This is a genomic window from Nonomuraea sp. NPDC003707 (genome assembly GCF_053587055.1).
Genome location: NZ_JBSFNK010000005.1, coordinates 462,786 through 486,579 on the forward strand (window position 1 = coordinate 462,786; position 23,794 = coordinate 486,579).

The 23,794-nt window shown below is 69.1% G+C and carries 24 protein-coding genes; 10 read left to right on the plus strand and 14 right to left on the minus strand.

Annotated elements, in window-relative coordinates:
- Nucleotides 1-5 precede the first annotated feature (5 nt).
- A complete protein-coding gene (locus tag ACWDRB_RS16070) occupies nt 6-854 on the minus strand; it encodes a bifunctional methylenetetrahydrofolate dehydrogenase/methenyltetrahydrofolate cyclohydrolase (RefSeq protein WP_350731213.1) in 849 nt (282 codons plus the stop codon).
- A 289-nt stretch (nt 855-1,143) separates the two neighbouring features.
- Here ACWDRB_RS16070 and ACWDRB_RS16075 point away from each other — a divergent pair, with 289 nt between their 5' ends.
- Nucleotides 1,144-2,055 carry an ROK family protein gene (locus ACWDRB_RS16075; RefSeq protein WP_449894434.1) on the plus strand — a complete coding sequence of 304 codons (912 nt, stop codon included), beginning with the start codon at nt 1,144-1,146 and terminating at the stop codon, nt 2,053-2,055.
- A gap of 95 nt (nt 2,056-2,150) precedes the next feature.
- Here the strand turns inward: ACWDRB_RS16075 and ACWDRB_RS16080 are convergent, their stop codons facing one another.
- The 3 genes from ACWDRB_RS16080 to purN all read right to left on the minus strand — a co-directional run bounded on the left by ACWDRB_RS16080 (nt 2,151) and on the right by purN (nt 4,991).
- The gene (locus tag ACWDRB_RS16080) at nt 2,151-2,429 is read right to left on the minus strand and encodes a hypothetical protein (protein WP_449894436.1); all 279 of its coding nucleotides are present in this window, start codon (nt 2,427-2,429) and stop codon (nt 2,151-2,153) included.
- A gap of 397 nt (nt 2,430-2,826) precedes the next feature.
- The gene (gene purH, locus ACWDRB_RS16085) at nt 2,827-4,365 is read right to left on the minus strand and encodes a bifunctional phosphoribosylaminoimidazolecarboxamide formyltransferase/IMP cyclohydrolase (RefSeq protein ID WP_449894437.1); all 1,539 of its coding nucleotides are present in this window, start codon (nt 4,363-4,365) and stop codon (nt 2,827-2,829) included.
- Nucleotides 4,362-4,991, minus strand: a complete 630-nt coding sequence (gene purN, locus ACWDRB_RS16090) for a phosphoribosylglycinamide formyltransferase (RefSeq protein WP_350731205.1) — start codon at nt 4,989-4,991, stop codon at nt 4,362-4,364. Before purN ends, purH begins: the two co-directional genes overlap by 4 nt.
- Nucleotides 4,992-5,065: 74 nt before the next feature.
- Here purN and ACWDRB_RS16095 point away from each other — a divergent pair, with 74 nt between their 5' ends.
- The gene (locus ACWDRB_RS16095) at nt 5,066-5,485 is read left to right on the plus strand and encodes a hypothetical protein (RefSeq protein ID WP_449894438.1); all 420 of its coding nucleotides are present in this window, start codon (nt 5,066-5,068) and stop codon (nt 5,483-5,485) included.
- Nucleotides 5,486-5,497: 12 nt separating this feature from the next.
- Here the strand turns inward: ACWDRB_RS16095 and ACWDRB_RS16100 are convergent, their stop codons facing one another.
- From ACWDRB_RS16100 to sucC, 3 genes are all read right to left on the minus strand, one after another.
- Nucleotides 5,498-7,123 carry a cell division protein PerM gene (locus ACWDRB_RS16100; RefSeq protein WP_355190411.1) on the minus strand — a complete coding sequence of 542 codons (1,626 nt, stop codon included), beginning with the start codon at nt 7,121-7,123 and terminating at the stop codon, nt 5,498-5,500.
- A gap of 295 nt (nt 7,124-7,418) precedes the next feature.
- The gene (gene sucD / locus ACWDRB_RS16105; RefSeq protein WP_350731199.1) at nt 7,419-8,294 is read right to left on the minus strand and encodes a succinate--CoA ligase subunit alpha; all 876 of its coding nucleotides are present in this window, start codon (nt 8,292-8,294) and stop codon (nt 7,419-7,421) included.
- 3 nt (nt 8,295-8,297) lie between these two features.
- A complete protein-coding gene (gene sucC / locus ACWDRB_RS16110; RefSeq protein ID WP_363962282.1) occupies nt 8,298-9,479 on the minus strand; it encodes an ADP-forming succinate--CoA ligase subunit beta in 1,182 nt (393 codons plus the stop codon).
- Nucleotides 9,480-9,796: 317 nt separating this feature from the next.
- Here sucC and ACWDRB_RS16115 point away from each other — a divergent pair, with 317 nt between their 5' ends.
- Nucleotides 9,797-10,609 (plus strand): hypothetical protein, encoded by an 813-nt coding sequence (locus tag ACWDRB_RS16115; RefSeq protein ID WP_449894440.1) that lies wholly within the window; start codon nt 9,797-9,799, stop codon nt 10,607-10,609.
- A gap of 283 nt (nt 10,610-10,892) precedes the next feature.
- On the opposite strand, the gene ACWDRB_RS16120 is transcribed toward ACWDRB_RS16115, so the two are convergent.
- The 5 genes from ACWDRB_RS16120 to ACWDRB_RS16140 are packed head-to-tail and all read right to left on the minus strand — an operon-like array spanning nt 10,893 to nt 14,601.
- Nucleotides 10,893-11,243: a VOC family protein gene (locus ACWDRB_RS16120; protein ID WP_449894443.1), complete on the minus strand. Its 351-nt coding sequence runs from the start codon at nt 11,241-11,243 to the stop codon at nt 10,893-10,895.
- A complete protein-coding gene (locus ACWDRB_RS16125) occupies nt 11,240-11,491 on the minus strand; it encodes a zinc ribbon domain-containing protein (protein WP_449894445.1) in 252 nt (83 codons plus the stop codon). Before ACWDRB_RS16125 ends, ACWDRB_RS16120 begins: the two co-directional genes overlap by 4 nt.
- Complete coding sequence (locus ACWDRB_RS16130) at nt 11,488-11,934, minus strand: MarR family winged helix-turn-helix transcriptional regulator (protein WP_449894447.1); 447 nt, start codon at nt 11,932-11,934, stop codon at nt 11,488-11,490. Before ACWDRB_RS16130 ends, ACWDRB_RS16125 begins: the two co-directional genes overlap by 4 nt.
- Nucleotides 11,935-11,993: 59 nt before the next feature.
- Nucleotides 11,994-12,971: a UDP-glucose 4-epimerase GalE gene (galE, locus tag ACWDRB_RS16135; RefSeq protein ID WP_449894449.1), complete on the minus strand. Its 978-nt coding sequence runs from the start codon at nt 12,969-12,971 to the stop codon at nt 11,994-11,996.
- 13 nt (nt 12,972-12,984) lie between these two features.
- A complete protein-coding gene (locus ACWDRB_RS16140) occupies nt 12,985-14,601 on the minus strand; it encodes an IS200/IS605 family accessory protein TnpB-related protein (protein ID WP_449894451.1) in 1,617 nt (538 codons plus the stop codon).
- 674 nt (nt 14,602-15,275) lie between these two features.
- Between ACWDRB_RS16140 and ACWDRB_RS16145 the strand changes: the two genes are divergently transcribed.
- From ACWDRB_RS16145 to ACWDRB_RS16170, 6 genes are all read left to right on the plus strand, one after another.
- Nucleotides 15,276-16,736 carry a glutamate--cysteine ligase gene (locus ACWDRB_RS16145; protein WP_449894453.1) on the plus strand — a complete coding sequence of 487 codons (1,461 nt, stop codon included), beginning with the start codon at nt 15,276-15,278 and terminating at the stop codon, nt 16,734-16,736.
- Nucleotides 16,733-17,377, plus strand: coding sequence for a neutral zinc metallopeptidase (locus ACWDRB_RS16150; RefSeq protein WP_449894455.1), 645 nt, complete (start codon nt 16,733-16,735; stop codon nt 17,375-17,377). The genes ACWDRB_RS16145 and ACWDRB_RS16150 overlap by 4 nt, the downstream gene beginning before the upstream one ends.
- A 101-nt stretch (nt 17,378-17,478) precedes the next feature.
- Nucleotides 17,479-17,736 (plus strand): WhiB family transcriptional regulator, encoded by a 258-nt coding sequence (locus ACWDRB_RS16155; protein WP_192790004.1) that lies wholly within the window; start codon nt 17,479-17,481, stop codon nt 17,734-17,736.
- A gap of 160 nt (nt 17,737-17,896) precedes the next feature.
- A complete protein-coding gene (locus tag ACWDRB_RS16160; RefSeq protein WP_449894457.1) occupies nt 17,897-18,580 on the plus strand; it encodes a CPBP family intramembrane glutamic endopeptidase in 684 nt (227 codons plus the stop codon).
- A 220-nt stretch (nt 18,581-18,800) separates the two neighbouring features.
- On the plus strand, nt 18,801-19,001 hold the full coding sequence (locus tag ACWDRB_RS16165; protein ID WP_364243537.1) for a type II toxin-antitoxin system VapB family antitoxin: 201 nt from the start codon (nt 18,801-18,803) through the stop codon (nt 18,999-19,001).
- Nucleotides 18,995-19,426 carry a PIN domain nuclease gene (locus ACWDRB_RS16170; RefSeq protein WP_350731179.1) on the plus strand — a complete coding sequence of 144 codons (432 nt, stop codon included), beginning with the start codon at nt 18,995-18,997 and terminating at the stop codon, nt 19,424-19,426. The genes ACWDRB_RS16165 and ACWDRB_RS16170 overlap by 7 nt, the downstream gene beginning before the upstream one ends.
- Nucleotides 19,427-19,432: 6 nt before the next feature.
- On the opposite strand, the gene ACWDRB_RS16175 is transcribed toward ACWDRB_RS16170, so the two are convergent.
- Entirely contained in the window at nt 19,433-20,152 is a 720-nt protein-coding gene (locus ACWDRB_RS16175; RefSeq protein WP_350731177.1) for a PIG-L deacetylase family protein, read from the minus strand.
- Nucleotides 20,153-20,247: 95 nt separating this feature from the next.
- On the opposite strand from ACWDRB_RS16175, the gene pcrA reads away from it, so the two are divergent.
- Complete coding sequence (gene pcrA / locus ACWDRB_RS16180) at nt 20,248-22,497, plus strand: DNA helicase PcrA (protein WP_449894460.1); 2,250 nt, start codon at nt 20,248-20,250, stop codon at nt 22,495-22,497.
- Between the two features lie 69 nt (nt 22,498-22,566).
- Here the strand turns inward: pcrA and ACWDRB_RS16185 are convergent, their stop codons facing one another.
- Nucleotides 22,567-23,541: a L,D-transpeptidase gene (locus ACWDRB_RS16185; RefSeq protein ID WP_449894462.1), complete on the minus strand. Its 975-nt coding sequence runs from the start codon at nt 23,539-23,541 to the stop codon at nt 22,567-22,569.
- Nucleotides 23,542-23,794 lie beyond the last annotated feature (253 nt).

Consider the following 23,794-nt stretch of genomic DNA (forward strand, 5'->3'; position numbering starts at 1 on the left):
GCAGCTCATAGGGAGCGCTCGGCGGCCTCCACCACGTTGGACAGCAGCAGAGCGCGGGTCATGGGCCCGACGCCGCCCGGGTTGGGCGTCAGGAACCCCGCGACCTCCGCCACGTCGAGCGCCACGTCACCGGCGATCTTGCCGTTGACGCGGGAGACCCCCACGTCGAGGACGGCCGCGCCGGGCTTGACCATGTCACGGGTGATCAGACCGGGTACGCCCGCCGCCGCCACCACGATGTCCGCCCGGCGAACGTGTCCGGCCAGGTCCTGGGTGCCGGTGTGGCAGAGGGTCACGGTGGCGTTCTCGCTGCGGCGGGTGAGCAGGAGGCCCAGCGAACGGCCCACCGTGATGCCGCGCCCGACCACGGCCACCTCGGCGCCCTTGATCGGCACGCCGTACTCCTGCAGGAGCAGCACGATGCCGTACGGGGTGCACGGGAGCGGGGCGTCGACCATGTGGACGAGGCGGCCCAGGTTGATCGGGTGGAGGCCGTCGGCGTCCTTGGCCGGGTCCATGCGCTCGAGCAGGGCCATCGCGTCGAGGTGCTTGGGGAGAGGGAGCTGGACGATGTAGCCGGTGCACTCGGGTGAGGCGTTGAGCTCGTCGATGGCCGCCTCGACCTGGGCCTGGGTGGCGGTCGCCGGGAGGTCGACGCGGATGGAGGCGATGCCCACCTCGGCGCAGTCGCGGTGCTTGCCCGCGACGTAGATCTGGCTGCCGGGGTCGTCACCCACGAGAACGGTGCCCAGGCCGGGCGTGATGCCGCGTTCCTTGAGCGCGGCCACTCGGGTCGTGAGGTCTGCCTTTATCTTGGCGGCGGTCGCCTTGCCGTCGAGTTTCACTGCGCTCATGCGGCAATCCTTCCACGTCCCCTCACGCCCTCAACACGCCACTCCCAACAGCGGCCACCCGCCCTTGCCCCCGAGAGCCCATCCTGGGCCGGGGTATCCACAAGTTATCCACAGAAACCAGGTAGCCAGCCCCGGTTATCCACAGGTAATCATTGACATCGTTGTCATTGATCTTGGAAGGGCTTAGTGTTGCGGGCGCCAGCAACATGCGCGCCAAGAAGGTCGAACTCGTGCCCGGACTCGAACACCCTGGCGACCCCCGCCAGCCCGACAACCACCACAAACATTGATGAACTACGTACTTGCCATCGACATCGGAGGGACCAAGCTCGCCGCCGCGCTGGTGGACGAGGAAGGTTCCGTGTTGCGTTCCGGTACACGGCCCACGCCGCGTACGGACGTCATGTCCGCCCTGGCGGCTCTCATCACGGAAGTGACCGAGGGCGGCCCGCCACCGGAAGCCGTCGGGATCGGATGCGCCGGCCCGCTGGACCTGACCGCCGGGACGGTGAGCCCGGTGAACATGCCCAGCTGGCGCGGATTCCCCCTGCGCGAGGAGGTGCGGAAGCTGACAGGGCTGCCCACCGTGCTCGCCGGCGACGCACAGTGCTTCGCGCTCGGCGAGCACTGGCTGGGAGCGGGACGCGACAGTACGTCCCTGCTCGGCATCGTCGTGTCCACCGGGATCGGCGGCGGATTGGTGATCGACGGCATGCCGCTCCTGGGACCGACCGGGAATGCCGGACATGTCGGTCACATGTCCATCGACCCCAACGGCGAGCGGTGCGAGTGCGGCGGCCGGGGCTGTGTCGAGCGCTACGCCAGCGGACCCAACCTCGCCCGCTGGGCCTTGGACAACGGCTGGTCCCCCGCCCTCGATGGACCTGAGGAGAAGGCGGACGCCCGAGCACTCGCCAGGGACGCGGCAGCGGGCGATCCGGTCGCGGTGGCGGCGTTCGAACGCGGCGCGCGGGCGCTGGCCGGAATGATCGCCTCAACGGCGGCCGCGGTCGAGATCACCACCGTGGTCATCGGGGGTGGCGTGTCGGCGGCCGGGAAGGTGCTGTTCGATCCGCTGGAGCGGATCCTCGATGACGTGGCCGGGCTGGCGTTCGTCCGGGTGGTGCAGGTCCATCAGAGCACCCTTGGCGTGGACGCAGCCCTGGCGGGAGCAGCCCGTTTGGCGTCTATGGCCCGTTAGGCGGCCTTTGAGCGCCTCCTGTCGGTACGCGATCGATCGATGGCGTACCGGCGGAGGCGCCGATCACGTTCAGCCCGTGGGGGTGGAGCGGTGGGTTACTCGCGTTCGGCGGCCTGGGCTTCGCGACGTTCGATGATCCGGCGGGTGATCGGGATGATCTCCACCACGCGGCTGCCGAGGTAGGCCCCGATCAGGGCGAGCACCAGGAGGACGAAGGGGCTGGTGGCAATGCCGTTCATGGTGACGAAGACCTGCAGGATCAACTCGAGCAAGAGGGGCTCCGTGGGATTGGGCGAGCTAGGGGTGGCACTCAGGGTAACCGCAGCCGGCGCGTGCTTGCCCATAAAACGGCCAAACGACAACATGATCGTCAATGCAGCTCTTTAGCGGACGATTGAGACGACATCGGACGATCATCACGCAATGAGCGCCGGGACCGCCGACTCGTGGGCGTCGACAAATCCGGTGCCCCTCGCACGGCGATCGTCCCGCCCTGGGTAACACCGCGATCCCCACCGTGAGCGACACAGCGGCCCCCGCCGTACTCAGCGAATGCCCCCGAGCCCTCCGTGCACGACGACCCCTTCCGAGCGAGGTGATGGTGTCCGCCGTACCCGGCGAACGCTCCAGGCGGCACGGAGGTCCCCTGCCTCGCCCTACGAACCCCCGAGCGACACGGAGGTCCTCGCACGGCCACCGGGGTGAGGTGAGTGAGGGCCAGAGGCGGGTTCTGGCCCTGAGGTGGTGAGGGTGCGGGCTGCCGTGGGTGGGTTAGTGGAAGAAGTGGCGGGTGCCGGTGAAGTAGAGGGTGATGCCGGCCTTTTCGGCGGCCTCGATGACTAGTTCGTCCCGGATTGAGCCGCCGGGCTCCACGATGAACCGGACGCCCGCGTCGATCAGCACCTGAGCCCCGTCCGGGAACGGGAAGTACGCGTCCGAGGCCGCGACCGCCCCCTCCGCGCGCTCGCCCGCCCTGGAGACCGCCAGGCGGCACGAGTCGACCCGGTTGACCTGGCCCATGCCCACGCCCACCGTCGCCCCGTCGCTGGCCAGCAGGATGGCGTTGGACTTCACCGAGCGGCAGGCGCGCCAGGCGAACTCCAGGTCCGCCAGTTGCTCGGGCGAAGCCGGGGTGCCGGTCTTGAGCTCCCACTGCGCGGCCGAGTCGCCGGACGCGTCCACCTTGTCCACGGACTGCGCCAGGACGCCGCCGTCGATCTCGCGAAGCTCCACCTGCCGCGACGGCCCCTCCGGGCACTCCAGCAGGCGCAGGTTCTTCTTGGCCCGCAGGACCTCCAGCGCCTCCGCCGCGTAAGACGGCGCGATGACGACTTCGGTGAAGATGTCGGCGATCTGCCGGGCCAGCTCGGCCGTGACCTCGCGGTTGACGGCGATCACGCCGCCGTACGCCGAGACGGGGTCGCACGCGTGCGCCTTGCGGTGCGCCTCGGCCACGTCGGCGCCGATGGCGATGCCGCACGGGTTCTGGTGCTTGATGATGGCCACGCACGGCTCACTGAAGTCCCAGGCGGCCCGCCAGGCGGCGTCGGAGTCGAGGTAGTTGTTGTACGACATCTCCTTGCCGTGCAGCTGCTCGGCGTTGGCCAGCCCGCTCGTGCCGGCCGTGTAGAGGGCGGCGCTCTGGTGCGGGTTCTCGCCGTAGCGCAGCGTGGCCTTGCGCTCGTACGTCGCCCCTGTGAAGGCCGGGAACCGGTCCTCCCCGTACGTCCGCGCGAACCAGTTGGCCACCGCCACGTCGTACGAGGCCGTGTGCGCGTACGCGATGCCCGCCAGCCCCCTGCGCTCGGCCAGCGTGAAGCCGCCCTCGGTCAGCGCGTTGAGCACGTCGCCGTAGAACCCGGGGTCGACCACGACGGCGCAGGTGTTGTGGTTCTTGGCGGCGCCGCGGATCATGGCGGGCCCGCCGATGTCGATCTGCTCGACGCACTCCTCGTCGGACGCGCCGGAGGCCACCGTCTCCTGGAACGGGTAGAGGTTGACCACGACCAGCTGGAACGGGTCGATCTCCAGCTCCTCCAGCTGGGACACGTGGTGCGGCTTGGTGACGTCGGCCAGCAGGCCGGCGTGCACGCGCGGGTGCAGCGTCTTGACCCGCCCGTCCAGGCACTCCGGGAACCCGGTGAGCTGCTCGACCTTGGTCACCGGGATCCCGAACGACGAGATCGCGGCGGCCGTGCCACCGGTCGAGACGATCTCCACCCCGGCGCCGTCGAGGGCTCTGGCCAGCTCCTCGAGCCCGGACTTGTCGTAAACAGCGATCAGCGCGCGCCGGATGGCGATGCGTGTCACGTGGATTCCCCTCCTGTTAGGTTGCCGATGCGGACCTGGCGTCCGCTGACCGTCCAGCCCTCGCGAGCCATCCGGCCGACGATCTCGACGAGCAGGCGCCGCTCGACGGTCTTGATGCGCTCGTGCAGGACCGCCTCGTCGTCGTCCGGGAGTACGGACACCGCCTCCTGGGCGACGATCGGACCGGTGTCGACGCCGGAGTCGGCCAGCATCACCGTGCAGCCGGTCACCTTGACCCCGTGGGCGAGCGCGTCCCGCACGCCGTGCGCGCCGGGGAACGACGGCAGCAGCGCGGGGTGCGTGTTCAGCACGGGAAAGGCGTCGAGGGTCGGCGGCCCCAGAATTTTCATGAAACCCGCCGACACCACCAGGTCAGGCTCGTACGCGGCGATTCTGGCCGCGATGGCGGAATCCCATTCCGCCCGCGTCGCATAATCGCCCAATTTTTCAACGAAAGTTGGGACTTGTGCCCTCGTTGCCCTGGCCAGCCCTTCGATCCCATCCCTGTCCGCACCGACCGCGACCACGCGAACCCCGTACGACGGGTCGGCGGAAGCGTCCAGCAGGGCCTGTAGGTTGGTTCCAGAGCCGGAGACGAGGACGACGAGCCGCCCAGCCTTTGACACGCACACTCCAATGAGGAAACAGGGTGGGGGTGTCAGAATATCGGTTCCTCGCCCGGCGACGCAGAGGAGGTCAGGTGTCGACACCGGTGCAGGCACCGGCAGGCCAGCAGCCCGCCGATTCGGCGGGTCGCCGAGCGATCTGGTTGTCCATCGCAGCGCTGGCCATGACGTTCATGTTGCCGCTCGCAGGCCTGGTCATGGCGCTGTTCGCGCTCGTGGCGGGGATCCGGGCGCTGCCGCTGCTGAAGTCCGCGGGCCGGTCCGCAGGCGTCGCCGTGGGCGGCATCACGGTCTCCTCGATCGCGCTGGCGCTGTCGGCCATGGCCACGGGGATGCAGCTGTACCTGATGGACGAATACTCGGCCTACCAGGAGTGCATGAAGGGCGCGGGGACCGTTTCGGCGCAGGGCGAGTGCTTCACGCAGTTCAGGGACGCGGCCCAGCGCAAGCTGCCCGCCGACGTGCTGCAGCTGCTCGGCACCGTGCAGCCCTGAGCCGGACGCGGGTCAGTCGCGGTCCCAGGCGTACGGGTCGAGGTAGATGACGTGGCCGCCGCGGTCGTCCGACTCGTCCACGATGTCCTTGCGGGGCGGGCGGTCGGGCTGCGGCAGGCGCGGGCGGGCCTGGGCCAGCGTCTCTGCCTCGGCTGAGGCGTGCTCGTCCTGCCAGTCGTCCCGGATGACCGGGATCTCCTGAGTGTCGGCCTCGGTGGCGTCCATCCAGTGGCCGGGCAGCGGGCGCGGGTCCGACTCGGCCAGGCCGACCTTGCTCGCCGCCTTGGCGATGGCGGCCCCGGCCTTGCGTACGGGGGCGGCCGCCTTGTCGAGCGGCGTGCGGGCGCGCTTGTTGAGCAGCAGCAGGTTGGCCACGCCGGCGGAGATGCCCGCGGCCACGCCGACCTCCACCGCGACGGAGAGCGCCACCTCCCAGGGCGAGGGCCCGATCGTGGCCAGCCGCCCGCCGCCGATGGGCCCGCCGGAGAGTGCCGCCAGCAGTCCCGCCACGAGCCCGGTGACGACCCCGCTGAGGAACCCCCACAGCGGCGCCGCCTCGTAGGAGGGCGACGGCGAGATCCGGGCCACCATGACCCCCGCGACGGCCCCAGCCGCGAACGGCACCGCGACCACCGCCATCATCCACCCCGGCACGGGCCCGCTCTCCGGCAACGCCCCCAGCAGCGGCAGGCTCGGCACCGTGCCGAGCTGCACCCCCGTGGGCGCGACCAGGGTCTCGGCGCCGATCGCGAACCCGGGCCCGGCGATGTAGGACGAGGCCCAGACGACGGCGTTCAGCAGGTAGAGGAGCTGCAGCAGCAACAGCAGCACGCCGCCGACGAGCCCCGGCGAGAGCACGTCGGACAGCTCCTTGACCTGCCCGAAGTTCAGCACGATGGCGACCAGCACCAGCGCGAGCCCGGCCACGAGCAGCAACGCCGTGGCGACCGCCGTGCCGACGGTGAGCGCGCGTATGCGCTCGGGCAGCAGCCGCAGCATCACCCGCCAGGGCCCGATCATCCGCGCCGTGGCCAGCGACCCCGCCAGGAACGCCAGCACGAAGTGGCTGAGCAACGCCTCGCCGATGAACGGCTGCGTGATCTCGTTGCTCGCCGCGAGCGCGATCAACCCCGCGAGCAGCGCGTACGGCGCCGCCAGCGACACCCCCGCCTGGACGACCACGGCGAGCTGGGCGCGGCGACGGGCTCCGGCCTGCTCCTTGGGGCTGTTCTTCGGCAGCCGGGCGGGCAGCCGCAGCCGCAGGTCGGCGTCGCGGGCCATCCACCGCCCGGCGCGGTAGAGGAGCACGGCGGGCAGCACGATCAGCCCCAGTGGCAGCAGCCCGACCCGCCCGCCCTGGATCGCGAACCCGGCGTGGTGCGCGGCCAGCCAGAGCTGCGCCGCCGTGCGGAACACTCCCGGCAGCCCCGTGCCCAGCGTGCCGCGCGGCGCGGCGATCCAGCCGACGAGGGTGAGCGTGGTGAGCGCGGCCAGCCCGACGCCCAGCGTGGCGGCGGCGGCCAGCATCCCGGACACGGGTAGCGGCCGCCTCGTCTCGTCGTCGTCGCCCGAGCTCCCGGGGAGCTTGCCTAGCATCGACCGGGGGGCAGCACGCAACTGGTCGAGAATCGCCGTCACAGTAGGCGATTTTCTCAAGGTTTCCCGACCGGCGCTTGGTTGACGCGCCGCCGTCCACCCACTTTGTGGCGTCGAACTACACCCGATTTGTCCTCCGGGCCCCGAACCGGCCACGGAGACGGCCCACGGGGCGGCGTAACGGCGGCCGGCCCCGCGCACCTCGTGACCGTCTCCCTGGACAGGGGCCGGCCACGTGCGGCGGGTGGGTTGCCCGCCGCAAGCGTAAAAGATGGGGAGGGGAAAGCCCCGTGCGGTGCGAACCGCACGGGGCTTTCGGAAAACGGAAACCCGGTGATCAGCGTGCCTGCATGATCTCGCGCATGAGGCGGGCGGTCTCGGAGGGGGTCTTGCCGACGCGGACGCCGACCTTCTCCAGGGCCTCCTTCTTGGCCTGGGCGGTGCCCGCGGAGCCCGACACGATGGCGCCGGCGTGGCCCATGGTCTTGCCCTCGGGGGCGGTGAAGCCCGCGACGTAGGCCACGACCGGCTTGGTGACGTGCTGCTCGATGTAGGCGGCCGCCCGCTCCTCGGCGTCACCGCCGATCTCGCCGATCATGACGATCGCGTCGGTGCCCGGGTCCTCCTGGAACGCCTGGAGCGCGTCGATGTGGGTCGTGCCGATGACGGGGTCGCCACCGATGCCCACAGCGGTCGAGAAGCCGAAGTCACGCAGCTCGTACATCAGCTGGTACGTCAGCGTGCCCGACTTCGAGACCAGGCCGATGCGGCCCGCGGTGGTGATGTCGGCCGGGATGATGCCCGCGTTGGAGGCACCGGGGGAGGCGATGCCGGGGCAGTTGGGGCCGATGATGCGGGTCTTGTTGCCCTTGGAGACGGCGTACGCCCAGAACGCGGTGCTGTCGTGGACCGGGACGCCCTCGGTGATCACCACGCACAGCGGGATCTCGGCGTCGATGGCCTCGATGACCGCGTCCTTGGTGAACGCCGGCGGCACGAACACGACCGACACGTCGGCGCCGGTCTTCTCCATGGCGTCCTTGACCGTCCCGAACACCGGCAGGCCCTCGTGCGTGATGCCGGCCTTGCGGGCGTTCACGCCGCCGACGACGCGGGCGCCGGAGGCGAGCATGCGGCGGGTGTGCTTGGTGCCCTCACCACCGGTCATGCCCTGAACGATGATCTTGCTGTTCTCAGTCAACCAGATGGCCATGGGTCACGCACCTACCGCAGCGAGCTCGGCGGCACGCTTGGCCGCGTCGTCCATCGTGTCTACCAGCTCGACCCGCGGGAGCGCGGCGTCGGCCAGGATCTGCCGCCCGAGCTGGGCGTTGTTGCCGTCGAGGCGGACCACGAGCGGGTGGGTCACAGCCTCGCCGCGGCTCTCCAGCAGCTTGAACGCCGAGACGATGCCGTTGGCGACGGCGTCGCAGGCGGTGATGCCGCCGAAGACGTTCACGAAGATCGACTTGACGCTCGGGTCAGAGAGGATGATCTCCAGGCCCGCGGCCATGACCTCGGCCGAGGCGCCGCCGCCGATGTCGAGGAAGTTCGCGGGGGACGGCTTGCCGGGGAACTGCTCGCCCGCGTAGGCCACCACGTCGAGCGTGGACATGACCAGGCCCGCGCCGTTGCCGATGATGCCGACGTCACCGTCGAGCTTGACGTAGTTGAGGTCCTTCTCCTTGGCCTTGGCCTCGAGCGGGTCCTCGGCCGCCTTGTCGGCGAGCGCCTCGTGGTCGGTCTGGCGGAAGCCGGCGTTGTCGTCGAGCGTGACCTTGCCGTCGAGGGCCTTGACCTGGCCGTCGGCCGACAGGATCATGGGGTTGACCTCGACGAGCGTGGCGTCCTCGTCGACGAAGCAGCACCAGAGCTTCTCGATGAGGTCGGCGGCGCCGTCGAGCGCCTTCTCCGGCAGGCCGCCGGCCACCGCGATCTCGCGGGCCTTCGCGCGGTCGATGCCGGTCAGCGCCGAGACCGGCACCTTGGCGACCTTCTCGGGCGCGGTGTGGGCGACCTCTTCGATGTCCATACCGCCCGCGGCGGAGCAGATGGCGAGGAAGGTACGGTTCGCGCGGTCGAGCAGGAAGGAGAAGTAGTACTCCTCCGCGATCGCGCTGGCCTCCTCGACGAGGACCTTGTGGACCGTGTGGCCCTTGATGTCCATGCCGAGGATGGCTTCGGCCTTCGTCACGGCGTCGGCCGCGTCGTCGGCCACCTTGACGCCTCCGGCTTTGCCTCGGCCACCGGTCTTGACCTGGGCCTTGACGACAACGCGGCCGGTCAGCTCCTCGGCGGCCGACCGCGCCTCCTCCACGTTGTGTGCGACGATGCCGCGTGGCACCGGGATGCCGTAGTCGGCGAAGAGTTCCTTCGCCTGATGTTCGAACAGGTCCACGAGGGTCCGTCCTCTTCCGTTTGGTCGCTCGCCCTCTGTCGGGTTCGCGCCCTGCTTTTCCGACTGATGTTCGACGCCCCGGGCAACCCGTGCGTGCCGGGCGTTTCCGCCGGTAAAGCCTAGCCCGAAGCTTGACCTGCACAGGTCATGGGGGCATGGTTCTTCCGCTCTGTGACGGTCATCTCACTTCTCCAGACCGACCCTGCACGAAAAATGCACCGTTTTGGCATCGCGTGCCCGGGCTGTCGATATATGGTCGTGATCTTCTATTGGCAGGCTTCTGCTCCCTCTCCTTTTGAATCGAACGGGGAAATCGTATGAAGCGAATTCTCGCGGGCTTGGCGTTAACCACGGCCGCAGCGCTCGTTACCGCCACACCTGCCGCGCAGGCCGCGCCGGTGGACCCGGTGAAGGCGCTCAAGAAGCAGTTCGTCGCGGGGCACGGTGTACGGATCTCCGAGAAGACCCGGATGTCCATGGACGGCAAGAGCATCGGGGTCAGCACGACGCTCGGCTCTTTCGAGTTCGGCAAGTCCGGAATCGTCGCGAGCGATGTCCGGACCCGCAGGCCCAGCAAGGACAAGAGCCTTGCGGCCGCGCTCGCCCCGCCGCGCATCATCACGGTCGGCGGCTACAGCTATGTTCAGGGCGGGCTGTTCACCGAGGACCTGCCCGAGGGCAAGAAGTGGGTTCGCTACGGCGGTGGCGAGGCGACCGGCGGCACCTACAACCAGATCCTCGACATCTTCGAGCCGAAGGTGCTGAAGACGCTGGTGTCGCGTGCCAAGAGCTTCAAGGGCGGCACGTACAAGGGCGCCCTCACGTACAGCGAACTGGCCAAGGCCTACGGCCAGAAGCTGTCCGGCACGATCGGCAAGATCAAGATTGACTACGCGCTGAAGGTCAACTCCAAGGGCCTGGTCACCGCGCTCACCTCGGGCTGGAGCCTGGACTTCGGCGTCCTGGGCAAGACCCGCTCCGAGACCGAGACCCGGTACCTCGGGTGGGGATCCAAGGTCAAGATCAAGGCTCCGGCCAAGGACCTGTGGGTCGACGTGGACGACCTCGGTGAGGACAGCGACGTTCCGCTGGAGATCCCGAACAACTCCCTGAACTCGCTCACCAACTGAGTAGCCCTCTCCGCCTCCTTCCGCCCGCCGGGTGGGAGGAGGCTTTCTCCTGCGCATAGGCGAGTTCTGGCGGCGGCGGTGGCCGCCACGGCGCTGGTCACCGCCGCACCCGACCTCTGATCCGGTGAAGGCGCTGAAGAGCCGGTTCGTGCCTGGGCGGGGCCACAAGGTGACGAAGCCCCGCCCGAGAAGCTGGTGACCAGCTCGGAAGTGCTCATTGACGAGATGCTGCAGGAACTGCGGATCCTCCCGAACGAGGCGCTCTCCTCCCGACAGGCGGTCCTCAGCCCGCGCGGGCCAAGTGAGGCTGTTTCGTGTAGTCGGTCAGGCCGATGATGTTCCCCCAGGGGTCGGCGACCTCGACCGTCCACCCCGTGAACACCTCGAACGGCTCGATCCCCAGCTCATCGGCCGCCGCGCGGGCATCGGGCACCTCCAGCCATACGCGCATGGAGCCCGGCCCGCCCTCCTGGACCCGTACCAGCAGCCCAGGGGTCTCCTCCCCGATCGCGAACAGCGCCAGCTCCCCCGTCGCGAACTTCTCCTCCAACCCCAGCACACCCCCGTAGAACTCCCGGGCCCGCGCCAGGTCCGCGACCCCGACCAGGATGTTGTCGACGCCGAGGATCCTCATGACGCGAGCCTCGGGTGGCCGCGCCAGGCGGGCATCGAGCGCATGTAGGCCCTGGTGGCCTCCTCGGCCTCGGCCCTGGCCTGGCCGGTGCGCTGGGTCTGCCACTGCACCATGCGCTCGAACCGCTCGTCGAAGTCCTGCAGCGTCCCGTCCGGCTTGGCGCACATCCGGCACCACGTGCTGTCCGGGTGACCGGGGGCGTGGTCGTCGGCGGTCCGCATGGGCATCCCGCAGCTCTGACAGTTCACGGCTCGTCCTCTCCTGGGTCTTCGCCCCTGAGGAGCGCCCGGAGCCCCGTGACGAGCCCTTCGCGCTCCTGGGACGTCATCTGACGTACGGCCCGCGCCAGCAGGTCGTCCTCGAGCACCCGCGGCGCGGCCGCCGCGAAGGCCGCCCGCCCTTCGTCCGTGACCCACACGAACACCCGCCGCCGGTCGCGCTCGTCCCTGATCCTGCCCACCAGGCCGCGTTCCTCGACCCGGTTGACCAGCTCGGTCGTCGCGGCCTTGGACAGTTGCAGGTGCTCGGCCAGCTCGCTCAGGGTGAGCGGCCCGGCGGCCTGCAGGTGGCCGAGCACGGCGTGCATCCTGGCGGTCAGCCCGGCCGCGACCGGTCGCTTGGACGCCTTGAACCGCCGGTAGATCGCAGGGTAGAGCCGCGCGACCTCGCGGGCCGCCTCCGCTTCTTCCATCACTTCTTTCGTGTACGAACTATTCGTGTACGAACTGTACTCCGCCTCAGGACCGGGGTCTACTCGAGCCGGGACTCCCGCAGGCCCGCCCATTCGAGCGAATGCCTGATGCCCTCCTCGACGGAGTAGCGGGCCTGCCAGTCCAGCAGGCTGCGGGCGCGGTCGCTGCGGGTGTAGGCGCCGGCCACGTCGCCGGGGCGCGGGTCGGTCTCGACGACCTCGATCGGACGGTCGACGACGCGGTTGAACGCCTCGGCCAGCTCACGGACGGTGGTGCCGGCGCCGGTGCCCAGGTTGATCACGTCGACGTCCAGCTCGTCGAACCGCCGCAGCGCCGCCACGTGCGCCGTCGCCAGGTCCCAGACGTGGACGTAGTCGCGGATGCCCGTGCCGTCCCTGGTCGGGTAGCCGGTGCCGGTGATCCGGAAGGGGATGCCGTCCTCGTACGCCTCGATCATCTTGCCGAGGGCGTGGCTGGGCCGCCGCAGTTGCAGACCGGTGCGCATCTCGGGGTCGGCGCCGATCGGGTTGAAGTAGCGCAGGGAGAGGATCCTGATCGGGCGGCCTGCGGCGATGTCGGCGAACATGGCCTCGCAGACCGCCTTGGTCCGCGCGTACGGGCTCTGGGGGTCGAGGGGGGAGTCCTCGTTCACCGTGTGGTCGTCGCCCGTGCGGTAGATGGACGCGGAGGAGCTGAAGATCATCCGGGTGCAGCCGTTGCGGATCAGGTGATCGACGAACTCGAGGCTCTTGGTGACGTTCGCGCGGTAGTAGCCGATGGGGTCGGCGACGGAGTCGGGGACCACAATGAGCGCGGCACAGTGGACTACGGCCTCAATATCCGGATATTCGGCGAATATCTTGTCAATCAGCGGGCCGTCGCTGATATCCCCTTCATAGAACGCCCGCCCCTTCGCGAACTCGCGCCTGCCCGTGATGAGGTTGTCGAGAATGACGGGCTCGATCCCGGCATCGAGGCACGCCGACGCGACCGTGCTCCCGATATATCCCGCCCCGCCAGTAATCAATACACGCATCCCAGCACCGTACCTAGAGACTGAGCATGAGTTGTATATGCTCAGCCGAACGCTCCGAACGGTGTTGAGCGTTCTGGTCGCCCGCGTACGCGCCGCGTCCGGGCGGCACGGATCGTGTCCGTGGTCCGGGGATGCGGGGGCGGGGTCCCTCACGCCCGCGGACGTCCGGTCCGGCCTGGACGGTCCGATGCCCCTGTCCATCGCTCCGGTGAGCAGGGGGCGGTGCCGTCCGTCGCCGGATCGGGTGCCCTTGGGCGCGTCTGCCGATCGCCACGGCGGCTGCGTCGTGGCGGGTGGTCGTGCGTTCTGTGGTGGTGAGGGGCTTTTGCCAGTGCTGGGCGCCCCACTTGGAGGTGTAGGCCGGGTCGGCGGCGATGATCGCGATACCCGTCTGGTCAGCCATCGAGGTGAGCCGGGCCCGGAGCTTGCTCGTGGGCATGTCGGAGATGAGCTTGCGGAAGCGTTTGCGGCGGCCGTGTTTCTCCCGAGTTTTCTCCGCGCGGAAGTCGAGGTCCTCGATGGCGATGGCGTTCACGCCGCAGGTGCGTGCCCAGTGCAGCAGCTGAGTCAGGGCGTGGCGGACCTGGGCGTCACGATGGTCTGCCGACCCGGACAGGTCGTAGGCGAAGCGGCGGGGGTTGCCGATGGGGTTGCCGTGGGCGTCCAGGCGCCAGGCGGCCAGGTGGTCGGCGTTGGTGTCCACGCCGATCACCCCGTGGGCGAGCGCGGCAGCCATGGGGATGGCTGGGAAAGCAGGTCGCTGCCAGGAGGCGGTGATGTACCAGCGTCCGCGCGCCGCGTCCAGGTGGATGCGGTAGGCCACGGCCCGGTTGGCCTCGATCCGATCCGCCCACTCGGTGCCGCGATGGGCGAAACGCACCCGGGCGGCGAGCACGTAGCGGCCGTGCGGCGCGTTCGCGTGCTGCGCCAGCGGCGCGGGCATCTTGATTGACACCTGGCCGTCGGGGGTGATGCGGATGGTCTCGTTACCGAAGCGTTTGCCGGACTCGCCGTCGGCGGCCAGGAACCAGCGCTCGGCCTCCCACCGCTGCCGCCACTCCGGTTCGGCGAGCTGTGCCTGGGCGAGGTTGTGCCGGGCGCGGGCGAGCTGTTTACCGCCTCGCACCACACGCACCCGCCCGGCTTGGCGGTCGGCCCGCTGGCGGGCGAGCCGGTCTTGCAGGAGGTGCAGGCGGCGGGACTTGGCGAACCACTCCTGCGTCGAGCGGTAGCCGCCCGGCTCCTTGCGGGTGCCCTTCTTCCCGACGGGCTGGGACAGCCGACGGGTGATCGTGACTATGGCGGCGGAGAGGTCGCGGATGTGGTCGGTCTGGCAGCGGCGGGCCAGCGCCCACTGATCGTGGGACGCTTTGGTGATGGCCCCGGCCCAGCGCGCCGACGACTGCACGGTCAACTCGCGCTTGCGCGCCGCCCAGGTGTCAGAGGAGTGCCCCAGCCCGTCGGCGCACCTGGTTTTCAGATCGGCGGAGGCCAGCGTGCCCAGATGCGCGCCGACCAGCCGCAACACTCTGTCGTCCTCAGGCGTGAGGCGCTTGAGCCGGTCGCGGACGGCCACACCGGATGGGCCGGACACGACGAAGGCGGGGGCGATCAGGCGCAGCTCAGCCATGCTCGCCGACCTCCGCCGTGATGCCGTCGTGGTCCATAGCCGACCGACGAGGGCACCACACGGTCGGCACCTGCGGATCGCGGTCGAACGGGCACGCCGACATGACTGGCACTCACTCTCCCGGTTTTCACGTTGTGTGATCACAAAGATACCAAGCGTTTGCGCTGCCGGGTAGAACATGTGCGCGATTAGCCTCGGCAGATGCACAACGCAGCCCCACTGACCAAGCCGGAACCCGAGCAGAGCGGACCCGGTGCGACAGCGATACGCCGAGCGAGGACTACCCCTGCGTGCACACGTGCCGTCGAATCCGCACTCCGGCGATGACGTGACCAGACCCATGTCATGCACGCTCAAACACGAACAGCCCTGCACCCCTTGATCAGCTTGTCCGGCTGGGTCCGGCTCACTTGCGCCTCCGCTCCTCCCCCCATCACGCCGTACCCCGAACCGCACTCGGCGCGACTCCGCCCCTCACAGCCAAGCCAGAACTACGCCCCAACCCCCCGGACCGCTCCTATAACCGACCTCGCCACCGCGCCGCAGGAGCCCCACCGCCATCAGCGCAGACACGCCCCGGCGTCACAGCCGAACTCGCCACCGCACCTCGACCACATCGTCTGGGCTTGTTGGTCCTGGGTTGGCGTGCGACATTTCCTGATATGGGAAGAGACGTGCCAAGCGTCGTCTTCAGCCGGGACGACCGACGGAAATATCGGGAAAAGGTGTATCGATGCCTCGACGTCTTCGCCCAGATGTTGCGCGAGTCCCGCTTTGAGGTCGAGCGCCCCCTCGCCGGCCTGGAGATCGAGCTCAACATCGTGGACGCGTACGGCGAGGCGGCCATGCGCAACGCCCAGGTGCTGGCCGCGATCGAGCAGCCGGACTGGGCCACGGAGCTGGGACAGTTCAACATCGAGATCAACATCGAGCCGCAGGAGCTGGGCGGCGACGGCGCGCTCCGCCTGGAGGACGACGTCAGGACACGGCTCAACCACGCCGAGGAACGCGCCCGCTCCCAGGACGGTCACCTCGTACTGATCGGCATCCTGCCCACGCTGCGCGAGCAGGACATCGGCGAGGGCACGCTCTCCGCGAACCCCCGCTACCGCCTGCTCAACGAGCAGATCTTCGCGGCCCGGGGCGAGGACCTGCACCTGGCCATCGAGGGCGTCGAGCGCCTGGACACCCACGCGGACAGCGTCGCCCCCGAGGCCGCGTGCACGAGCGTGCAACTGCATCTGCAGGTCAGCCCCGACGCGTTCGCCTCGCACTGGAACGCGGCCCAGGCCATCGCCGGGCCTCAGGTGGCGGTGGCGGCCAACTCCCCGTACCTGTTCGGCAAGGAGTTGCACCGGGAGACCAGGATCACCCTGTTCGAGCAGGCCACGGACACGCGGCCGGCCGAGCTGAAGACGCAGGGCGTGCGGCCGAGGGTGTGGTTCGGGGAGCGGTGGATCACGAGCGTCTTCGACCTGTTCGAGGAGAACGTCAGCTATTACCCGGCCCTGCTGCCCCTGTGCGAGGACGAGGACCCCCGTACCGAGCTCGAACAGGGCCGCATCCCCCACCTGCACGAGCTGACCCTGCACAACGGCACGATCTACCGGTGGAACCGGCCGGTGTACGCGGTGGTGGACGGGGTGCCGCACCTGCGCGTGGAGAACCGCGTGCTGCCCGCCGGGCCCACCGTGGCCGACATCGCGGCGAACGCGGCGTTCTACTACGGGTTGATGCGCGTGCTGCCGTACACCGAGCGGCCGATCTGGAGCCAGATGTCGTTCCAGGCGGCGGAGGACAACCTCGGCGCGGCGGCGCGGCACGGGCTGGACGCGCGGCTGTACTGGCCGGGCATGGGTGAGGTGCCAGCGGCCGAGCTGATCCTGCGGCGCCTGCTGCCCATGGCGCGCGAGGGGCTGGCCAGGTGGGGCGTGGACGGTCCCGTGGCCGACCGGCTGCTCGGCATCATCGAGGGGCGCTGCCTGACCGGCCGTACGGGGGCGAGCTGGCAGGTGGAACGCGTGCGCGCGCACGAAGAAGTCTCCGGGGACCGGCACGAGGCGTTGCGGTCCATGACGCTCGAGTACGTCGAGCGGATGCACACCAACGAACCCGTGCACACTTGGGACGAGTGAAGCCCGTGAAGCGCATCCTGGTCCTCGCCCTGGTCCTCCTGGTCGGCGCCTGCGGTCTGGGCAGGCGGCCGTCCATGGACACCCAGGGGGCCGACTCGTTCGAGGACGATGTGCGCACAGCCCGTACGCTGACGGAGGCGTTCTGGACCCGGCAGTTCCAGCAGAGCGGGCGGACTTATCGGCCTATCTCCGACTTCGTCCCCTACTCCGGGAACTCCGGACCCAGCTGCGGCAACGAGCCCGCCGTCCCGAACAACGCCTTCTACTGCCCCATCGGCCACTTCATCGCCTTTGACCAGACCTGGATGGAGTCGCTCTGGAACGAGATGGGCGACGGGTCGGTCTATGTGATCATTCCCCACGAGTTCGGGCACGCGATCCAGGCGCAGCTCCAGACGAACTTCCAGCTCAACGTACAAATGGAGCTCCAGGCCGACTGTTATGCGGGCGGGACCCTCTCGGCGCTCGTGCGCTCGGGCGTGCTCGACACGCAACCGGGCGACGAGGACGAGCTGCTCACGAGCCTGGAGGCGGCGGGCGACCCGACGGACGACTGGCTGAACCCGTCGGCTCACGGGACGGCCGAGCAGCGCCAGACGTCGTTCGCGACCGGCTACCGGGACGGCGTGAACGCATGCTGACCGGGGCGTACACGAGGGGCGCGGATCGGACCCCAGGATGTATACGCGGGTCAACCCAGAGGATGATGTATCTGATCATGCCCACGCTCTACCGTTGACCCATGCCATTGGAGGAGATCGGCTGGCTGCGAAGGGGTGCGTGCAGATCCAGCGACCCTGACCTCTTCTTCCCCCTCGCCCCCACCCCCTTGCAGGAGGCCCGCGCCAAAGCGGTCTGCGCGCGCTGCCAGGTCATCGAGGAGTGCCGCGCGTACGCGTTACGTTCGGGCGAGTCGGAGGGCATCTGGGGCGGCCTCACCCCGGAGGAGCGCCGCCGCAGCCGCTTCCCCACAGGCTGGCGCCGCCCAGCCGCCTCCTGACGCCAATCGGCCGGCGACGCGGGCGAAGCCGACCCCGTGAGCGTGAGCGGAGCCGGCGGCGTAGGCGAAGCCGAGCGCGTGAGCGTGGGCGGAGCCGGCGGGGTGGGTGGAGTGCGTAGTGCGTGGGCGAAGATGAGGTGGGCGACGTAGCCTGGCAAGGGTGTTGCTCCGCTCGATCGCGATCCTCGCCGCAGCCAACCTCCTGAACAACAAGGTGGCCCCCCGCCTGGCCCCCCTGACCTCGGCCGCCGCGACCGCCGCCCTGGTGGCGGCGGCCCGCAGGTCCGGCCTGTCGTGGAAGGAGCTCGGGTTCGAGCACGGCCGGCGCGGCGCCGTGGCGGGAGGCGCGCTGGCGGCGGCGGTGGCGGCCGTTTACGCCGTCGGCATCGCCAACCCCCGCACCAGGCAGCTCTTCCACGACGAGCGTGCCCTGTCGCTCTCGCGCGCCCGCGTCCTGGAGGAGGCCCTGCTCCAGGTCCCGCTGGGCACGGTCCTGCTGGAGGAGGTGGGTTTCCGGGGCGCCCTGTACGCGATGCTGCGCAAGGATCACGGCACGGTGGCCGCCACGGCGATCTCGTCGTCCCTGTTCGGCCTCTGGCACATCCTCCCGGCCATCGACATGGCCCACGCCAACCCCGCCCTCGGCGCCCTGACGTCGGCCGACTCCCCGGCCCGCCTGGACACGGCGCGGGTGGTGGCGGGAAGCGTGGTGTCCACGGCGGCGGCCGGGGTGCTGTTCTGCGAGCTCCGGCGCCGCGGCGGCCTCCTGACCCCGGCCATGCTGCACCTGGCCACCAATTCCTTCGGCTATCTCTTCGCTCGCCTCGCCGCCAAGCGAAAGTGACGGAACGTGAGCATTTCCGGCACTCCGGTGGATCTTTGATCAGCCGAGGATGAGGATTCCTGACCTGAAGGGGGAAGATCCTTCACCTTCGATTGGAGCGTTCCATACACGCTCCACCTCGATGCTTTAACGTCTCCAGCGCGCGCTTCCCGAGGTCGGGAAATGCGTATATCAAGATCATGAGTTCTGATATACGATGGAGGCACGGAGGTGGTGTTGCATGCGTACGGTAATCGACATCGACAAGGAGCTGCTGGAGGTCGCCCAGCACGAGTTGGGGACTTCGACCATGAAGGAGACGGTGAACGCGGCCCTGGAGGAGATCGCCGAAAGGGCAAAGCGTCGCGAAGCGTTCGAATACTGGCGCACCCGGGACTACTCCGATCTTCTGGATCCGGAGATCATGAAGCATGCGTGGTAGCCACCGGCGTGGTCTACCTCATCGACAAGAGCGCACTGGCGCGCATGCCGCACCCGGCGGTCCACCGGGCACTCGAGCCGCTCATGCTCGACAAGATGCTGGCCATCTGCGAGGTCACGCAGCTTGAGGTCCTCTTCAGCGCGCGTGACCCGGCGGGCTACGAGCGCGACGCCCACTACCTGCGCGAGGGCTTCCGCCTCCTGTCGATCCATGAGAAGGAGGCGGCCGCCCGGGCGCTGGACGTCCAGGCGATCCTCGCGCGCAAATCGCACCACCGGGCCGTCGGACCGAGCGACCTGCTGATCGCCGCCTGTGCCGAGGTGCACGGGGCGACGATCCTGCATTACGACCGGGACTTCGACGTGATCTCCGAGGTCACCGGCCAGCCCTCGCTCTGGGTCGTGTCCCCAGGGTCGGTGCCCTAGGGAGGGTCAGCCCGTGGGGACGACCTGGAAGGCCTCCGCGTAGTGGCCCGAGGCGAAGCCGGCCTGGTCGGCCCAGGCGGCGAAGCGGGTCTTGACGAAGTCGACGAACCCCTCCACGTGGGCGACCTGGCTCACATGTGACTGCAGGGCCGCGAGCTTGCGGTCCATGGCCTCGGTGACGTCCACCCAGTGGTTGGGGGTCGAGCCGCCCGTCAGCCAGACCTCACGTACGGTCCACGCCTCCAGGCCCTCCTCCCGCACCAGTTCGGGGAAGGCGTAGGGGTTGCGGGCGTCCGGGTAGACGGCGTCCAGGGCGGAGCCGCCCACCGCGCGGTGGTCGGGGTGGCTGGGGGCGACATTGTGGTAGTTGCGATCGGGGTGGTGGGTGATGACCAGGTCCGGCCTGACCTGACGGATCACGCGGGAGATGTCGCGCCTCAGCTCGATCGAGGGCACCACGAGCCCGTCCTTGTAGCCGAGGAACCGCACGTCGGTGACGCCGACCGCCTTGGCGGCGGCCCGCTGTTCGGTCCTGCGGAGCTCGGCCATGCCGGAGTTGTCCAACGTACGTTCGTTGCCGCCCGCGTCGCCATCCGTGACCAGCAGGTACGTGACCTCGACGCCCTTGTCGACGAACAGCGCCACGCTCCCCGCCGCGCCGAAGTCGACGTCGTCCGGATGGGCGGTCACCACGAGGACCCGGTTGATCTCGGCTTCCGGCAGCATGACTCCCCTTTCTGAAGTTCTACGAAAAGACAACCGGCCCTCCGCCGAAGGCATTCCGGGCGCCGATTGTCGGTGGGGCGTCTTAACCTAGGTAGGTGCCGACCCAAGTCTCTGTTGACCACCCTCTGCTCGACGGCCTCAACCCTCAGCAGCGCGAGGCCGTGATCCATCATGGCAGTCCGCTGCTCATCGTGGCGGGGGCGGGCTCCGGGAAGACGCGGGTGCTCACGCATCGCATCGCGTACCTGCTGGCCGAGCGTGAGGTGCACCCGGGCGAGATCCTGGCGATCACCTTCACCAACAAGGCCGCCCGCGAGATGAAGGAGCGCATCGACAAGCTGGTCGGCCCGCGGTCCAGGGCGATGTGGGTGATGACGTTCCACAGCGCCTGCATGCGCATCCTGCGGCGGGAGGCCAAGCGGCTGGGGTTCCCGTCGAGCTTCTCGATCTACGACCAGGCCGACTCGCAGCGGCTCATGGCCATGGTCTGCAGGGAGATGGAGCTCGATCCCAAGCGTTACCCGCCGCGCTCCTTCTCGGCCCAGGTCAGCAACTTCAAGAACGAGCTGATCGACTACGAGACCGCGCTCGACAAGGCGGGCTCGCACCTGGAGAAGACGCTGGCGCAGGCGTACAAGGCCTATCAGCTCAAGCTGACCGAGGCCGGCGCGATGGACTTCGACGACATCATCATGAACACGGTGACGTTGTTCCAGCTCTTCCCCGACGTGGCCGAGCACTACCGGATGCGGTTCAGGCACGTGCTGGTCGACGAATACCAGGACACCAACCACGCCCAGTACATCCTGATCAGGGAGCTGGTCGGGCATCCCGAGCTGCGCACGACCGACGGCGAGCTGGTCCGGACGGGCTCCGACATGTCCGAGCTGTGCGTGGTGGGCGACGCCGACCAGTCCATCTACGCCTTCCGCGGCGCGACGATCCGCAACATCCTGGAGTTCGAGCGCGACTATCCGGACGCGCGCACCATCCTGCTGGAGCAGAACTACCGCTCCACCCAGAACATCCTGGCCGCCGCCAACGCGGTCATCGCGCGCAACGAGTCGCGCAAGCCCAAGAACCTCTGGTCCGACCAGGGCGACGGGCCCAAGATCGTGGGATATGTCGCCGACAACGAGCACGACGAGGCCATGTTCGTGGCCCAGGAGGTCGACCGGCTCAGCGACGAGGAAGACGTCAAGCCGGGCGAGGTGGCCGTCTTCTACCGGACCAACGCGGCCTCCCGTGTGTTCGAGGAGATCTTCATCCGCACCGGGCTTCCGTACAAGGTGGTCGGGGGCGTGCGCTTCTACGAGCGCAAGGAGGTCAAGGACCTGCTGGCGTACCTGCGCGTGCTGGCCAACCCGGCCGACGTGGTCTCGCTGCGCCGCATCCTCAACGTGCCCAAGCGCGGCATCGGCGACCGCGCCGAGGCGATGGTCGAGGCGCTGTCGTCGCGCGAGCGCATCCCGTTCTGGGACGCGCTGCGCAGGGCCGACGAGGCGTACGGGATGGCCACGCGCTCGCTCAACGCCGTACGCGAGTTCGTCGCGATGCTCGAGGAGCTGATCGCCAAGGCCGAGGGCATGCCGCCGTCGGCGCTGGCCGAGGAGGTGCTGGTGGCCACCGGCTACCGCGCCGAGCTGGAGGCGTCGGAGGACCCGCAGGACGAGTCGCGCCTGGAAAACCTCAACGAGCTCATCTCCGTCGCCTCCGAGTTCGAGGAGGCCAATCCGGAGGGGACGCTGGTGGAGTTCCTGGAGCAGGTGTCGCTCGTGGCCGACGCCGACCAGATCCCCGAGGCCGACGGCGGGCAGGGGGTCGTCACGCTGATGACCCTGCACACCGCCAAGGGGCTGGAGTTCCCCGTCGTCTTCCTGACGGCCATGGAGGACGGGGTGTTCCCGCACATCCGCTCGCTCGGGGAGCCCAAGGAGCTGGAGGAGGAGCGGCGGCTGGCGTACGTGGGGATCACCAGAGCGCAGCAGCGGCTCTACATCACGCGGGCGGCCGTACGCAGCTCCTGGGGGGCGCCGGCGTTCAACCCGGCCTCGCGGTTCGTGAACGAGGTGCCGGGGCAGCTCATCGACTGGCGTACGGATCCGGAGAAGTCCGCGTGGAGCGCGGCCACCCGCAAGGAGCCCGCCGCCCGCCCACCCGCCAAGACCGGCGGGCGGAAGGTGCCTTCGCTGGCGCCCGGCGACCGGGTGACGCATGACGCGTTCGGGCTGGGCACGGTGGTGTCCGTGGACGGGGTGGCGGAGAAGACCAAGGTCAAGATCGACTTTGGCAGCGGCGGGGAGAAGACGCTGCTGCTGGCGTACGCGCCCATCGACAAGCTCTGACCGGCCCCCTGACGGCCGCAGGGCCGCCCTCCCTGGCCTTGGGAGGGCGGCCCTGATGTCTTTACGGGGTCAGCCCTTCAGGGCGCTGCCCTTCTTCCACTGGGTCCAGTTCAGCTGCCAGTAGCTCCAGCCGTTGTTCCACTGCAGCTTGCGCTTCGTACCGGTGATCTTGACGACGTCGCCGCGCTGGGCGATGCCGTAGAACCACTTGGCTCCGGCGGGGGTGGCCCGCACGCAGCCGTGGCTCTGGTTGGAGCGGCCGAGGAACTGGTAGTAGCCGGCGCTCTGGTGGACGTACTCACCGCTGTCGGAGATGCGGACCGCCCACGGGATCTCCTCCTTGTAGTAGCGCGGATCCTTGGGATCCGTCACGCCCATCCAGGAGGAGGTCATGGTCTCCACGGCCTTCTTGCCCATGGTGAGGTGAACACCGCTGGTGGTGAGGTAGACGTCCACGCCGTTCTTGATCAGCCCGCCCCTGCCTGCGCTGATCGGGATCTTCTTGGTCAGCTTGCCGTCGCGGTAGACCTTCATCTGGTGGTTACGGGTGTTGACCACGGAGATCTGCGACGTGCCGACGGCGAAGCGGCGGGAGACGTCCTTGGCACCGGTGTTGCCGGGGAGCTGCGACAGGCGGGCGGTGAAGAGGACCTTCTGGTGAGGCTTCCAGTACGTCTTCGTCCGGTAGATGACCTTGCGCGCCGACACCCAGCGCCAGGCGCCGTCGACCGGCTTCTCCGCCTCCACCTCCAGCAGCGCCTCCACGGCCGCCCGGTCCTTCACGTCGCGGTCGAACGTGACGATGATCGGGAAGCCGACGCCTACCTTCTCCGCCTTCTCCCCCATCGGGGTGATGTCTGCTATATCGAGCTTGACCTTCTTTGCCGGTTTGTCCGGCTCATCCGGGGCCGTGACGCTCGCCGCGCCGGCGGCCCGGACCACCGAGGCTTGCTGCGTTTGCGCAACGGGGACGTTCTCCGCCGCACAGGCCGTCATGGCGGCCAATGCGACCAGGACCGGCAGCATCCGGGGGACGCGATTCAAGGGGGCTACTCCTGGGATATGTGCTTTTTCTCCTTTATGTGTGACAACTGAGGCGGGAGTTTTGTGGGCGTACCAACGATAACTATCCCGTAACGTTCCAAACCGGCACGGATGAACCCCCTCCCCACGGGGAACCCGCGCCCGACGCGGTGCCGGGTGCCGGGTGCCGGGTGCCGGGTGCCGGGTGCCGGGTGCCGGGTGCCGGGTGCCGGGTGCCGGGTGCCGGGTGCCGGGTGCCGGGTGCCGGGTGCCG

Excerpts from the sequence above, each read along its gene's own strand:
- ACWDRB_RS16165 (WP_364243537.1), top strand. The coding sequence starts at position 18,801 with ATGCGTACGGTAATCGACATCGACAAGGAGCTGCTGGAGGTCGCCCAG.
- ACWDRB_RS16140 (WP_449894451.1), bottom strand. The coding sequence starts at position 14,601 with ATGGCTGAGCTGCGCCTGATCGCCCCCGCCTTCGTCGTGTCCGGCCCA.
- ACWDRB_RS16130 (WP_449894447.1), bottom strand. The coding sequence starts at position 11,934 with ATGGAAGAAGCGGAGGCGGCCCGCGAGGTCGCGCGGCTCTACCCTGCG.
- ACWDRB_RS16155 (WP_192790004.1), top strand. The coding sequence starts at position 17,479 with ATGCCATTGGAGGAGATCGGCTGGCTGCGAAGGGGTGCGTGCAGATCC.
- ACWDRB_RS16075 (WP_449894434.1), top strand. The coding sequence starts at position 1,144 with ATGAACTACGTACTTGCCATCGACATCGGAGGGACCAAGCTCGCCGCC.
- ACWDRB_RS16120 (WP_449894443.1), bottom strand. The coding sequence starts at position 11,243 with ATGAGGATCCTCGGCGTCGACAACATCCTGGTCGGGGTCGCGGACCTG.
- ACWDRB_RS16070 (WP_350731213.1), bottom strand. The coding sequence starts at position 854 with ATGAGCGCAGTGAAACTCGACGGCAAGGCGACCGCCGCCAAGATAAAG.
- galE (WP_449894449.1), bottom strand. The coding sequence starts at position 12,971 with ATGCGTGTATTGATTACTGGCGGGGCGGGATATATCGGGAGCACGGTC.
- sucD (WP_350731199.1), bottom strand. The coding sequence starts at position 8,294 with ATGGCCATCTGGTTGACTGAGAACAGCAAGATCATCGTTCAGGGCATG.
- ACWDRB_RS16175 (WP_350731177.1), bottom strand. The coding sequence starts at position 20,152 with ATGCTGCCGGAAGCCGAGATCAACCGGGTCCTCGTGGTGACCGCCCAT.
- ACWDRB_RS16115 (WP_449894440.1), top strand. The coding sequence starts at position 9,797 with ATGAAGCGAATTCTCGCGGGCTTGGCGTTAACCACGGCCGCAGCGCTC.